This window comes from Xanthomonas albilineans (assembly GCF_002939705.1).
Classification (GTDB): Bacteria; Pseudomonadota; Gammaproteobacteria; order Xanthomonadales; family Xanthomonadaceae; genus Xanthomonas_A; species Xanthomonas_A albilineans.
This window is the reverse complement of sequence record NZ_MDCB01000005.1, coordinates 35139-49494: the sequence shown is the minus strand read 5'-3', so window position 1 is coordinate 49494 and position 14356 is coordinate 35139. Positions and strand designations below refer to the sequence as shown.

The following is a 14356-nucleotide window of genomic DNA, read 5'->3' as shown; positions in this document are numbered from 1 at the left end:
CACGGAAAGTCGTCTTCCGCCGCTGCCGCAATGGGAATGCGGCACCTTCAGCGCTGACGGATCTCCTGCCGCAACTGCGCCACGCAACGCCTGCTCACTTCCAACGGCTGCTTGCCATGGCGCAGCACCGCCTGTACCTGTCCATCGCCAAGACGGCGCAGTTCGACCAGTTCCTGGCGCGCAACCAAACAGTTGCGATGGATGCGAACGAAGCGCTCGGCAAACTCCTCCTCCAGCGAGCGCAGCGATTCCTCGATCAAATCTTCGCCCCCCGCATGGTGGACCACCACGTACTTCTCCTCGGCCTGGAAATAGTGGATGGTATCGAGCGGAATCAGGCGCAGAATGCCGCGCAAACGCGCGCACAGCTGGGTACGACGCTGCATCGGCACAGCCGCGCTGTCGGCACGCCCAGCCACGAACATGCGGGCACGCTGCAATGCCGCCGCCAGACGCTCGGCACGCACCGGCTTCATCAGATAGTCGATCGCCGCCGCTTCGAACGCGGACAAGGCATGCGCGTCGTAAGCCGTGCAAAATACCACCGCCGGCCGGGGCTCGAACGCAGCAAGGTAGCGAGCGGCCTCCAGGCCATCGAGACCGGGCATCGCAATATCCAGTAACACCAGATCTGGGCGCAACCGATCGCAGGCATGCAAGGTCTCCAAACCGCTGCCGGCCTCAGCCACCACCTCGACACTGGGGTGCTCGGTCAACAGGACACGCAGACGCTCGCGGGCCAGGGGTTCGTCGTCGGCGATCAGCACTTTCACCTGCGTGTCCTCGGTCGGCTGGCGTGCGCGCTGGATGCATAGTAACGGGCGCCCTTGATACCTGCCATCGGCGGCAAGCGACCCCGCCAGCACCAGCCTGGGCTCAGACGGCAGCGAAACGCGCCGCCATCCAATCGCCAAGATCGGCGACCTCCTCGGGGCAGACCTGATGCGCCATCGGATAACGCTGCCACTGCACCGGCATGCCGAGCGCCCGCAGCGCCTGCGCGGTCTGCTCGGCATAGACCTGCGGGATCACCGGATCGCTCTGCCCATGGGCCATGAACAGCGGCTGCGACAGCGCCGTCGGGGCATGCCAGCGGGCCACCTCGGCAAGTTCCGGCAGATAAGTCGACAGACCGATCAGGCCCGCCAACGGCTGTTGCCTACGCAACCCGGCCGCCAGGGTGATCGCCCCACCCTGGGAGAAACCGGCCAATAGCAAGCGTTCGGCAGGAACACCACGGGCATGCTCGCGCGCGATCAGTTCCTCAACCTGGGCGACCGAGGCCGCGACCCCGCTGCTGTCGGCGCGGTGAGCAAAGTCCATGCTGACAATGTCGTACCAGGCACGCATACGCACGCCGTTGTTGATGGTCACCGCGCGCATCGGCGCGTGCGGGAACACGAAGCGCAACGAAGGCCAACCCGGCCGGACCAGTTGCGGCACCAATGGTGCGAAGTCGTGACCATCCGCCCCCAGCCCATGCAGCCAAAGAACGGTCCAGCGTGGCGCGGCACCGGTTTCGTGTTCCACTGTCTCCAGCATGTTAGCTCCCTATCGTGACGCTAGGCATTATGCCCGGCTCACGCCTCGACGCACCGCGCGGCGGCCTCCCGGCGCAACTCTGCCGCGCGCAACAACACCGCCGGTGGCTGGGATTCTTCTGGAATGGCGAAAATGTGCAACTTGCGCAACCACAGGCCAACCGCGCGCGAGGAACTGATCGCCACCACCGGTACGGCAAGCGCCATGCCGATCACCACTGGCGCCATCCACGCGGCTAGTGACGGCGAGACCGCATAAGCCATGCCGCCCATCAACAGCCCAAACGCGCTCAGCCCGCCGTAGCCGCGCAACAGTGCCCGCCAGGACAGACGGCCGTCGTCGCGTTGCTGCACATCCCAACCGGAATCCTTGCCGGCCAGCACCTCGGCAACACCGCGCGACTGTATGTACATCACCACCGGCGCCATCAACGCAGCCAACAGCGTCTCCAGCAACATGCTCAACAGCGCACGCAATGCGCCGCCGCACCCGCGTCGCTTCTCAGACTTGAACACCATCGCCAGATAACCCAGCATCTTGGGCGCCAACAGCACGAACATGGTCACCGCGAACACCCAGAACATCCGGCTGGAATCCTGCTGGTGCCAGTAGCGTGCAGGCGAAAACGGCGCCAGCACCGAAGCGACTAGATCGATGCCGCCGTTCTGCAGCGGGATGGCGATGCCGATCAACATCAGCATGCCCCACATCGGCGCGGTGAAGTAATGTCCGATACCGACCAGCATGTGCATCCGACTGACCCAGTGCAGACCGCGCGCGGTCACTACCTTGGAGTGCTGCAAGTTGCCCTGGCACCAACGACGGTCGCGTACCAGCAAATCGGTCAACGTCGGCGGACCTTCCTCGTAGCTGCCCTGCAGATACGGCACCATGTGCATTGCCCAACCGTCACGACGCATCAACGCTGCCTCGACGAAATCGTGGCTGAGCACATGACCGCAGAACGGCTTGCGTCCAGGTAGCACCGGCAGGCCAGCGTGCGCGGCAAATGCCTCGGTACGGATCATCGCATTGTGGCCCCAGTAGTTACTCTCCGCACCGTGCCACCAGGCGACACCGAAAGCGATCACCGGACCATAGACACGGCCGCCAAACTGCTGCATGCGAGCAAACAGGGTATTGCCATTGACCACTTCCGGCAGCGTCTGGATCAGGCCGACATCCGGATTGGCTTCCATCCCCGCTGCCAGGCGCACGATGCTATCGCCGGTCATCAGACTATCCGCGTCAAGGATCAACATCTGCGGATAAGCGCCGCCGAAACGGCGTACCCAGTCGGCGATATTGCCAGCCTTGCGCCCGGTGTTGCTGGCACGACGGCGGTAGAACAACCGGCCCTGGCCACCGACACGCTCAAGCAGTTCGGCGTAGACGACTTCTTCCTCTGCGCCGATGGCGGGACGCGTGGTGTCGCTGAGGATGAAGAAATCGAAGCGCTCGAGTTGCCCCGTGGCCTGCACCGACTCGTAGATCGCCTGCAAGCCGGCCATCAGCCGATGCGGATCCTCGTTGTAAGTAGGCATCAACAAGGCGGTGCGGCAGTGCACGCTGGGCAGCGGCGCATCCGGGTCGATGCCGAGCTTGCGGCCATGGCCGAACACCATGGTAAAGAACCCGGCCAGCGCACTGACAAAGGACAACGCAATCCAGGCGAACAGCGGAACGAACAACACCATCAGACAGCCTTCGAGCACGCTGACTCCGCCGATCAGCAGGACCTTGCCGATCAGCATGCTGGCATAGGCGGTCATCGCTGCGGTGGTGCCGAAGACATAGAAACGTCGCCAAGCGATGCCCATTGGCGTACTGGGTAGACGTCGATTGAGCAGCTTGCCTTCGCTCAGCGACTGCAGCGGCATTGCTAGCGGTGCCTCCGGCGGCAACACGGCATGACCGGCATCGAGGAACACTGCTGAGGGCATGGGCCGGGACGGGGCGACAGTGCTCATGCCATCCACCGATGGCTTTGGACACAGCCGCGCCAGTATTGGGGCTGTGTGCGCACGGACATCGCGACGTTTAACGTCACAGCCGCACGAACCTTATTATGTTCGCCACTCGATACCACGTTCGCTCGCTCCTGTCGGCAGGCACACCAGTGCCACTGTAAAGCCTAGATAGTATGCTCACGAAGGCTGTTACAGGCGTTGCGGCGGCCCCAGGCGCCAGATCCATTCAGGCATGCCAGCCTTCAACGGACCATAAGATCTCCCCAGGACACGAGCCCCGCCCGGGTTCGGGCCAGACACGGGACAGCCACCACCAGCACGGGCGAACACCTACACCTGCTAAGAAACGTTGGAATCAGCGCTATCGCCAAGCGGCCGAGGCACCAACGGGAAGGCCAGCGTGATCGTGGTGCCGCGGCCCAATTCGGAATCGACATCAACAAACCCACCGGCCTGACGCACCAAGCCATAGACCTGGGCCAACCCCAGCCCTGTCCCCTTCCCTTCCGGCTTGGTGGTGAAATACGCCTCGAACAGGCGCGACTTGGTCTCTTCCGACATCCCCTCGCCCTGATCGCTAACCACCAGGGTGACGTACGTACCGGGTTGGCGCATCGCCACCGCGCGCAAAGGCGGCACTTCCAGCGTACCGCAACGGATCCAGACCACGTCGCCCGGGCGGCAGGCATCGCGCGCATTCAGGGCCAGATTCATCACCGCCTGTTCGACCGAATTGCGGTCGGCATAGGTGGTCGCGGGACTGGCGGATGTATCCATCTGCAGCCGCATCTCGCTGCCCAGTGCCTGTGCCAGCAGCGGCTGCATCTGCACGACAAGATCGCACAGGTCCAACCACTCTGGCTTGACCGGATGCGCCCGCGCGAAGCCGAGCAGGCGCCGGGTCATCCGCGCACCATGCTGCAGCGCATCGCCGGCGATGCCCAGCAACCTGCGCTGATCCGGCTGCAGACGCTGCGGTTGGTCGGCGACCATACTCACCGAGGTCATCGCGGTCTGCAGCATGTTGTTGAAGTCGTGAACGACGCCGGCGAGCATCTGTCCGACCGCCTCGCCCTTCTGTGCCTGGGCCATGGCGCGCTCGGCAACGCGCTGCGCCGCCAAGGCGATATCCAGTTGCCCACGCAATTGCGAATGCTGCGCCTGCCAATGCCGTCCAAGCGCCGCAGCCTCGGCCTGCACCACCGCCTCTGTCTCCGCCCCGTCCTCCGCGCGCCCCAGCGTCAGGTCGCCGAGGGTGCGCAGCGCCTGCTCGATTTGACGCTGCGGGGTGACATCGCGACTGATCACCAACACGCTTTCGACCAGTGCCGACGCATTGGCCAGCGGACTGACCATCACATGCCACCACCGTTGCCGCCCATCCTGAGATGGGCGTTGCGCCCAGAATTCGTTCTGCTCGTTGCGTAAGGCCGCAGCAAAGGCGGCATCGGCGAGCGGCTGCATATCTTCTGGCCACAGCCCCACCCAGAGGCGCCCGACGATGCTCTTGGGCTCCGATACCCCAAGCAAGGTCAACCCGTGCGTATTGATCGAACGCACGATGCCATCGCGACCGACTTCTTTGATGCAATCGTGCGAGAGTTCGACGATCTGCCGATAGCGGGCGTGAGTGGACAAGCTGCATCTCGCAGTAATTTAGTGAAATCGAGAATATCGGGATTGCCCCAGCATCACCAGCGCTTCACTGGAAAACCGTGAAGCTGCGTCCACCCAGTATTCGGTGGTGACAGCATTATGCGCACGACAGGCGCCCTGGCCACAATTCTTTTGGTTGAAGACGATCAAACCATAAGAGAACTAGCCGCCGACATGCTGGCTGCCGATGGATACCGCGTGCTGGCGGCAAGCACAGCGAACGAAGCTATGGAGAAGCTGGCGCGGCACCCGGACGTGGATCTGATCTTCAGCGACGTGCAGATGCCCCGTTGCGACGGCCTCGGCATGGTCCGCCAGCTCCGGCGCAAAGGGATTGCCCTCCCCGTCCTGCTTACCTCGGGCTTGCACACCCCCGAGGCAGGCAATCTACCAACGCAGACCTGCTTCCTGCCCAAACCATACCGCCGCAGCGAACTGCTCGCCGCACTACATCGCTTGCAAAGTGGAACCCTCTAGCCCCGGCAACCTACGCCCGTGCATCATCGAATCGCATACTGGATTTTCCCGCAAGAACAAAACCGTTCAATTCCAGTCGTAAATGCACTGTAACTCGCACCATCTCGCGAATACGCACCAGCATCCCAGAAATGGCACCGCGCACAGCAACGATTGCGCACTGGCGCACCATCCTCCCCGCACAGCGAAATTAAACGATTCATTGGCACCCATGTTGCGCATGCGACTGCATGCCAACGGCTTTATGTTCTACCGTCACCCGCTTACCAATGTAGACAAGGCGGCACTTCACGCACCTTTTATTGCGTGAATCGTAGTTTAATCGAACAGCGTCAAATTGCTTCGATACTAGCAAGCGCATCGCCCTTATCCCATGGCCACGTCGCGCGTCCGCGAGGACTCGCAACTGCTGTTGCTTTACGTGTGACCGTCCCCCCAATGCTCCGACGGAATCGCCATGTCTCCCCGCATCACTACCGATCTTTCCGACAGACAACGCGATAGCCACCCCGTGCTACCTGTACGGCGCCATCGTCACCGTGATACGCGCGGCCGCTTCGTGCGCAGCGCCGAGCTAACTGTCAAGTTACAGTCGACACTACGCCGCGCCAGCCTGTTCGTCACCTCCGAGATGGCCGACTTCATCAAGGCCGGCGGACTCGGCGACGTTGCCGCGGCACTGCCGCGTGCGCTGCACTGCAGTTGCGACATCCGCGTCTTGATCCCCGGTTACCCAGCGGTACTGCGCAAGACCGGTCCGCTGGAAATTGTGGGCCGGGTCGCTGCGCATGCGGCATTGCCGGCCTGCGCACTTGGTCGCATCGAGCAGCCGGATGGACTGTGCGTCTATGTCCTGCTGTGCCCGGCACTCTTCGAGCGCCAGGGATCGCCCTACGTCTGCAGCCAGGGCCGCGACTGGGACGACAATGCACTGCGCTTCGCCACCCTGTCGTATGCGGCCGCACAAATCGCGGGCGACCGCGCCGGACTGGACTGGACCCCGGACCTGCTGCATCTCAACGACTGGCCATGCGCACTGGCTGCCGCCTACGTGCGCTGGTCCGGCGGACATACCCCATGCCTGCTGACCATCCACAACCTCGCCTACCAGGGCTTGTTCCCGTATGCGAAGGCGGCGGCGCTGGGCATTCCCAATGAAGGTTTGCAGGATATGGAGTTCTACGGGCAGATGTCGTTCCTGCGCGCCGGCATCGTCCACGCCCACCATGTCAACACCGTCAGCGTCAGCTACGCAGCGCAGATCACCAGCCCGGCGCAGGGCTGCGGCCTGGACGCCTTGCTGGCACGGCACGCCGCCAGCGGCCGCCTCAGCGGCATCGTCAACGGCATCGACGCGAGCTGGGATCCACGCACGGACACGCACCTGCAAACCCATTTCGGCATCGGCCAGTTCCAGGGCAAGTACGAGAACGCCGCGCAGGTGCGCCACGCATTCGGCCTGCTCAACAGCGAGGGCCCACTGTTCGCGGTGGTATCGCGGCTGGTCCACCAAAAGGGCCTGGATCTGATCTGCGAGGTCGCGCCGCAGATCGTCGCCGCTGGCGGGCAGATCGTGATCATCGGCGGCGGGGAGCCGCAAATCGAAGCGGCGGTGGCGGCGCTGGCGCATCACTACCCCGGCCATGTCGGCGCGTACATCGGCTTCGAAGAGCAACTAGCGCGGCGCATGTTCGCCGGCTCGGACTTCCTGCTGATGCCCTCGCGCTTCGAGCCTTGTGGACTCAGCCAGATGTACGCTCAGCGCTTCGGCAGCCTGCCGATCGCGCACGCCACCGGCGGCCTGATCGACACGGTGGACGATGGGGTGACCGGTTTCCTGTTCGAAGAGCCATCCGCCGACGGCCTGGGCCGCTGCCTGCAGCGTGTATTCCGCACCTTCCGTCTGCCGGGCCTGCTGCAAGCGATGCGGCGCGCGGCGATGCTACGCCCCAGCGGCTGGGAGTTGGCCGGGCGCAAGTACATGGCGCTGTACGAGCGTACCGCCGCGCCAGTGGCAGCCACGACAACCGGCACCGCGTCGATAGCAACGGCCAGCGTATGAGCGAATGCGAACAGGCCGGGCTCCCTGTTGCGAAATCGCATGTGACGACACACATGCAACTGGATAACCCTCGTCTTGCACGACAAGCGTACGGCGAATGAACATGGCAACGATGCTCGCATCAACCGATAACGCCAGTACGAACAGCGCTGCGCCGCGTTGCGGCGCCTGGCCGAGCACCGAGGGCGAGGTTGTCTTCGCGCTATGGGCACCGGACGCCACAGGTGTGGAACTTGTCTTCGACGATGACCGGCGGCAGGCGCTAAGCGCCGTCGGCGACGGCTATTTCGCTGCCACGGTGGCATGCCCGCACGGCACCCGCTACCGCTATGCGGTCGATGGCCATGCGCCGGTACCGGACCCGGCCTCGCGCTGGCAGCCCGACGGCGTACACGGCGCCAGCGCCGTGCTGGCCACCGATGGCTATCGCTGGCGGCACCACGACTGGCAAGGCCGGCCCTGGGCGGAAACGGTGTTCTACGAACTGCACGTCGGCACCTGCGGCGGCTATGCCGGATTACGTGCGCAATTGCCTACGCTGGCAGCGTTCGGCGTGACCGCGATCGAGCTGATGCCGCTGAGCGCATTTCCCGGCCGCCGCAACTGGGGCTACGACGGCGTGCTGCCATACGCGCCGGCGTCGGCCTACGGCCATCCGGACGAACTCAAGGCACTGATCGACGAGGCCCACGGCCTGGGTCTGAGCGTGTTCCTGGACGTGGTCTATAACCATTTCGGGCCGGATGGTAACTACTTGGGACAGTACGCATCGACCTTCTTCCGTGCCGATGCACCGACGCCATGGGGCGCAGCGATCGACTTCCGCCTGCCACAAGTACAGCGCTATTTCATCGACAACGCGCTGATGTGGCTGCACGAATATCGCTTCGACGGCTTACGCCTGGACGCGGTCCACGCCATCAAGCCCAACGCCTTTCTGGATACGCTGCGCGAGGCAATCATGGCCAGCGTGGAGGATGGACGTCACGTACACCTGGTCTTGGAGAACGAAGCAAACCAAACCAGCTTGCTGATGCGCGGCTATAGCGCACAGTGGGACGACGACTTCCACAACAGCCTACACGTGCTGCTGACCGGCGAACACGAGGGTTACTACGCCGGCTTTGCCGATGCCCCGGCGCAACACCTGGCGCGGGTACTCGGCGAAGGCTTCGCCTACCAGGGCCAGGCCGATCATCGCGGCCATCCCCGCGGCGAGCCCAGCAGCCAGTTGCCACCGCACAAATGCGTGATTTTCGCGCAGAACCACGATCAGATCGGCAACCGCGCCTATGGCGACAGGCTCATCACCCAGGTCACCGAACCGACACTGCGCTCAGCGCTGGCGCTGACTGCCCTGACCCCGATGATCCCGCTGTTCTTCATGGGCGAACCCTGGGGCTGCCGCGCACCATTCCTGTTTTTCACCGATTTCCCGCCACCGCTGGACGAGGCCGTACGCGAAGGCCGACGCCGCGAGTTCGCGCAATTTGCCGCATTCGCCGACCCACAGCAGCGCGCGCGCATTCCCGACCCGAATGCGCCAAGTACGTTCCAAACCTCCATCGCCGACATCGGCGACACCACCCACGGCGACGGTGTGCGCTGGTGCGACTGGTTCGTGGCCGTGCTGGCATTGCGTCGTCAGTACCTGCTGCCTGCACTGACCCAGGCACGTTCGCTAGGCGCGCGCGTGCTCGGGCCGAAGGCGGTTACCGCCGGCTGGCGCATGGGCAGGGACGAATGGCACGTCGCGGTCAACTTCGGTGACACGCCGGTGCCGCTGGACCTGCCCGGCATCGCTGTACACCGGGAAAACACCGGGGAAAACCCGGCGTCCCTGCCACCGGCCGCCTTCGTCGCACACTACCGCTGCGGCAGCGCATCGTGAGCGCAGGCTGTCGCGACGCGATCGCGTCCGTGTGGCCGACGACACCCCGCTGGTGCTCCGCTTCCCCCTACGCTCACGCATACGCTCTGCGATCACACGCACCACCGGCGACAGCGAAGATGCGGTGCGCTTTCCATCTCGATGCAGCCGGCCCGTCCCCATGACCGACGCCGCACTGCATACCCTGGCCAGCACTGCCGGCCTGCTGGTGAACTGGATCGATGCCAGCGACATCCCGCGCACGGTCGGCGCAGACACACTACGCCTGGTACTGAACACGCTGGGCCTGGACGCACGCGACAACACCACCTGCCGCGACAGTCTGCGCCGACTACAGGCTGATACCGCCACACCGCCATTACTGACCACAGACCCGGACGCGGCGCTCGACATCGGCGCTACACCCGGCACGGCGTACCGACTGGAACGCGAAGACGGCTTGCACCTGGAAGGCCATTTCGATGCACATGGTCGCCTCGCCGCACCCGCCGCGCCCGGCTACTGGACCCTACTGCATGGCGAACGCCGCACCACCGTGGCGGTGGCGCCGCCGCGCTGCTACAGCGTCGCCGACGCAGTCGGCATCCACGACCCGCGGCGTTGGGGGCTATCGCTACAGGTCTATTCGACACAAGGTGCGCACGACGCCGGCATTGGCGATGCAGACGGCGTGGCCACCTGGGTCACACGCATCGCCGCGGCCGGTGGCGATGCCATCGCCCTCAGCCCGGTCCACGCGGCGGCTCCGGTCGGCACCCACTACAGCCCGTATTCCCCCAGCGACCGCCGTTTCCTCGACCCACTGCAAGCCGCACCGGCGCACGTCCTCGGCACGCTCGCCACGCAGCGCGCCATAGAAACGGCCGGGCTGACGCAGAGCTTCGCCGCGGCACAGGCACGCTCGCTGATCGACTGGCCCGCCTCGGCCACAGCAAAATGGCGCTGGTTGCGTCAGTTGCATGCCGATTTCGGCCACGCCGACGCCGCACTGCACGCGGACCTGGCGAACTTCGAGCGCGATGGCGGAACCGCGCTGCGCGAATACGCCATCTTCGCCGCGCACGCCTTCGGCGATACCGATCCGGCCCTGCATCGCTTCGCGCAGTGGCTGGCCGCACGCAGTTGGGCCAGCGTGCAGCGGCAGGCGCGGGCGGCCGGCATGGGCATCGGCCTGATCGCCGACCTGGCGGTGGGCTTCGACCCACACGGTGCCGAAGCGGCAGCCTGGCCACAGGCGGTGCTACATGGCCTGGAACTGGGCGCGCCGCCGGATGCGTTCAACCGCGACGGCCAGGCCTGGGGCATCAGCGGCTATGCGCCGAACGCACTGCGTGCCAGCGGCTATGCGCCCTTCATCGCATTGTTGCGCGCGGTGCTGCGCGACCGTGGCGGCGTACGTATCGACCATATTCTGGGCCTGCTGCGACTGTGGGTGATCCCAAGTGGCACGTCCTCCACCGACGGCGTGTATCTGCGCTATCCACTGCACGACCTGCTGCGCCTGCTGGCGTTGGAATCGTGGCGGCACCGCGCCATCGTGATCGGCGAAGACCTGGGCGTGGTGCCGGACGGCATCCGCACAGAGCTGTCCCAACGCGGCGTGATGGGCATCGACGTACTGCTGTTCACTCGCGACAAAAACGGCGCCTTTCTTCCACCGATGCAGTGGCGCCACGACGCCATCGCCACCACCACCACCCACGATCTGCCGACCCTACGCGGCTGGTGCCAAGGCAAGGACATCGACTGGCGCGCACGCCTGCAGTTGTGCAATGCCACCCAGCAACGCATCGACCATCTGACACGGCATGCGGATGTGGCACAGATGGAACGCGCCTGTGCCGCCGCACTGCCGCCGGGACCGCCCATCGACGCGGAACAGATGGCACTGTGCTTCGTCGGTGCCACACCTTCGCCGCTGGCGCTGTTGCCCGCCGAGGACGCACTCGGCCTGGACCAGCAACCCAACCTGCCCGGCACCGTCGACGGCCATCCGAACTGGCGTCGACGCCTGCAATCCCCCGACGCGGACACCACGGAGGCAACGCTGGCGACGCGCCTGGATGCCTTCGCGCAGACACGCAGCCACACATCCGTCACCACCACTGACGCGCCAACCACCGACGCATGTGCATGATCCCGCTGCGCGCGACTGCCCGCCTGCAACTGCATGCTGGTTTCACCCTCCACGATGCGGCCACGCAGGTGCCTTACTACGCCGGCCTAGGCATCAGCCACCTGTATCTGTCGCCGATCGGCACCGCCGTGCCCGGCTCGACCCACGGCTACGACGTGACCGATCCGCGCCAGGTCAACCCCGAATTGGGCGGCGAGCCGGCGCTACGACACCTGTCCGAACAAGTCCGCGCGCATGCCATGGGCCTGATCCTGGACATCGTGCCCAACCACATGGCCACCCATCCGAACAACCCGTGGTGGTGGGACGTCCTCAGCCACGGCCGGCGCAGCCGCCATGCCAACTGGTTCGACATCGACTGGCGCGCGCCCGGACGCGACGGCAAGCTATGGTTGCCCGTTCTGGACCGCCCCTACGCGCAAGCACTGCGCGAGGGCGCACTACAACTGGGTGTGACCGAGGACGGCAACGTGCGCGTGGAGCACCACGATCAACGTTTCCCGATCCGCCTGGAAGGCGCGATCGCCCAGGCATCGCCCGCCACGCGCCAAGTCTGGGCGGCACAGCTCAACGCTGCCGCGCAGACGGGCGAGGACGCACTGCACCGCCTACTCGAACGTCAATGCTACCGCCTGGCCTGGTGGCGGGTCGGCAACGACATGCTCAACTACCGCCGCTTCTTCGACATCACCTCGCTGGCAGCGCTGCGCGTGGAGCGGCAGGAGGTATTCGCCGCCGTCCACGCACTGCCCTTGCGGCTGGTCGCCGAGGGCCACCTGGACGGGGTCCGCGTGGACCACGTCGATGGACTCGCCGACCCCACCGGCTACGTGCAACGGCTGCGCGCGCAACTGGATCGCGCCGGACGCCAGCGTGGCGTCGGCGCCGGCGGCATCGCGCTGTATCTGGAAAAGATCTTGGCCCCGCACGAACGTCTGCGCACCGACTGGCCGTGCGACGGCGGCACTGGCTACGACGCCATGGACCAGATCGCCGGTGTATTACACGATCCCGCTGGCGCAGCGCCGCTGACCGCGCTGTGGCGGCGTTGGAGCGGACGCAGCGGCGATTTCGACCAAGAGCAACGCACCGCGCGCGAGGAGATTCTGCAAGGATCGCTGCAAACCGAATTTATGCGTGCGGTGCAGGCGCTGACCGCCGCCGCGCGACTGGATCCGCTCACCCAAGAATTCAGCTCGCAGATGCTGGCGCGCGGTCTGGCCGCAATACTGCGGCACTTCACCGTCTATCGCACCTATGCCGGCGCCGACGGTCTGGACAAGACCGAGGCGGCACGCCTGGCACAGGCGGCGCTACGCGCACGCGCCGACGCCGACGGCGAGCCGCAGCTCTGCGCGGCGATCGACGCAATCGAGCGCTGGAGCCGCGAAAACCACGGCAGCGACAAGACCCACGTGGCGTTGCGTCGCATGCTGCGCCAGCGCATCGAGCAGTTGTCGGCCCCGCTCAACGCCAAGTCGGTCGAAGACACCGCGTTCTACCGGCATGGCGTGCTGCTCTCGCGCAACGAGGTCGGCAGCGATCCGGCGCTGTTCGCACTGGCGCCAGCCCACTTCCATGCCGGCAATGCCGCACGCGCGCAGCAGCATCCGCGCGCGCTGCTGGCCACCGCCACCCACGACCACAAGCGCGGCGAAGACCTGCGCATGCGCCTGGCCGTGCTCAGCAGCCAAGCGCCGTGGTGGGAAGCGCAAGTCGCGCGATTCCAGACACTCTCGGCGAACCTGTTGCCAGTCAGTCCCACCGCCCCCTCGCCCGGCGACCTGCTGATGCTGTGGCAGATGCTGGTCGCGGCCTGGCCGCTGGAATTGGCGGTCGACGATCCCGATGGCCTGCGCGCCTACGCCGAACGCATCGGCGCATGGCAATGCAAGGCCGCGCGCGAGGCCAAGCTGCGCACCTACTGGACCTGGCCGGACCAGGCCTACGAACACGACGCGCGTGCCCTGCTCGACACCACGTTGTTGCACCCCGCTGGCGCTGCGCTGCGCGATGCGCTAGCGCAGACGGCAGCGGCGCTGGCCCCGGCAGGCGCACTCAACAGCCTGGTGCAGACCACGCTGCGCCTGACATTACCCGGCGTCCCCGACCTGTACCAAGGCAGCGAAGGCTGGGATCTATCGCTGGTGGATCCGGACAACCGTCGCCCGGTGGATTACCCGCTGCGTCACGCCTGGTTACGCGATACGACCGCGCCTTCGGTGCTGTTGCGCGACTGGCACAGCGGACACATCAAAGCCTGGTTGATCGCACACCTGCTGCAACTACGGCGCGCGCATCCCGTGTTGTTCGCACAAGGCAGCTATCGCCCGTTGCAGGCGCGCGGCGCGCGCGCCGAACACGTGCTCGGTTTCGTCCGCGAACACGCAGGCAACAGCCTGGTCGTCGTGGTGCCGCGCCTAACCGCAAGCGCACAGGCGCTGGATCCAGCCGCACCGCTGCAACCGCGACTGGACTGGCGTGACACCTTGCTGACACTGCCAACGGCACAGTATCGCGCCGTGCTGACCGCAACCACCGTCGCAGCATCAAACGCCACACCGGCGTCGACGCTGTTCGCCGATTTCCCACTGGCCGTGCTGGCCACCTTCCCCTGATCC

The 14356-nt window shown here is 65.5% G+C and carries 9 protein-coding genes; 5 read left to right on the top strand and 4 right to left on the bottom strand.

Going from position 1 to position 14356, the window contains the following annotated elements; all coding sequences use genetic code 11:
- Positions 1-47 precede the first annotated feature (47 nt).
- The 4 genes from XalbCFBP2523_RS06170 to XalbCFBP2523_RS06155 all read right to left on the bottom strand — a co-directional run bounded on the left by XalbCFBP2523_RS06170 (position 48) and on the right by XalbCFBP2523_RS06155 (position 5150).
- Positions 48-773, bottom strand: coding sequence for a LytR/AlgR family response regulator transcription factor (locus tag XalbCFBP2523_RS06170; RefSeq protein ID WP_012917061.1), 726 nt, complete (start codon positions 771-773; stop codon positions 48-50).
- Positions 774-876: 103 nt separating this feature from the next.
- Positions 877-1542, bottom strand: coding sequence for an alpha/beta hydrolase (locus XalbCFBP2523_RS06165; protein ID WP_045758083.1), 666 nt, complete (start codon positions 1540-1542; stop codon positions 877-879).
- A 38-nt stretch (positions 1543-1580) separates the two neighbouring features.
- Positions 1581-3512 carry a glucans biosynthesis glucosyltransferase MdoH gene (mdoH, locus tag XalbCFBP2523_RS06160; protein WP_045766252.1) on the bottom strand — a complete coding sequence of 644 codons (1932 nt, stop codon included), beginning with the start codon at positions 3510-3512 and terminating at the stop codon, positions 1581-1583.
- A 339-nt stretch (positions 3513-3851) separates the two neighbouring features.
- Positions 3852-5150, bottom strand: coding sequence for a two-component system sensor histidine kinase NtrB (locus XalbCFBP2523_RS06155; protein ID WP_012917064.1), 1299 nt, complete (start codon positions 5148-5150; stop codon positions 3852-3854).
- 117 nt (positions 5151-5267) lie between these two features.
- On the opposite strand from XalbCFBP2523_RS06155, the gene XalbCFBP2523_RS06150 reads away from it, so the two are divergent.
- From XalbCFBP2523_RS06150 to treY, 5 genes are all read left to right on the top strand, one after another.
- On the top strand, positions 5268-5645 hold the full coding sequence (locus XalbCFBP2523_RS06150; RefSeq protein WP_045766253.1) for a response regulator: 378 nt from the start codon (positions 5268-5270) through the stop codon (positions 5643-5645).
- Between the two features lie 457 nt (positions 5646-6102).
- Entirely contained in the window at positions 6103-7707 is a 1605-nt protein-coding gene (gene glgA / locus XalbCFBP2523_RS06145) for a glycogen synthase GlgA (RefSeq protein ID WP_045764690.1), read from the top strand.
- A 97-nt stretch (positions 7708-7804) separates the two neighbouring features.
- Positions 7805-9598, top strand: coding sequence for a malto-oligosyltrehalose trehalohydrolase (gene treZ, locus XalbCFBP2523_RS06140; protein ID WP_045766254.1), 1794 nt, complete (start codon positions 7805-7807; stop codon positions 9596-9598).
- A gap of 160 nt (positions 9599-9758) precedes the next feature.
- Complete coding sequence (locus XalbCFBP2523_RS06135) at positions 9759-11735, top strand: 4-alpha-glucanotransferase (RefSeq protein WP_045766255.1); 1977 nt, start codon at positions 9759-9761, stop codon at positions 11733-11735.
- Positions 11732-14353: a malto-oligosyltrehalose synthase gene (gene treY, locus XalbCFBP2523_RS06130; protein ID WP_045766816.1), complete on the top strand. Its 2622-nt coding sequence runs from the start codon at positions 11732-11734 to the stop codon at positions 14351-14353. Before XalbCFBP2523_RS06135 ends, treY begins: the two co-directional genes overlap by 4 nt.
- Positions 14354-14356 lie beyond the last annotated feature (3 nt).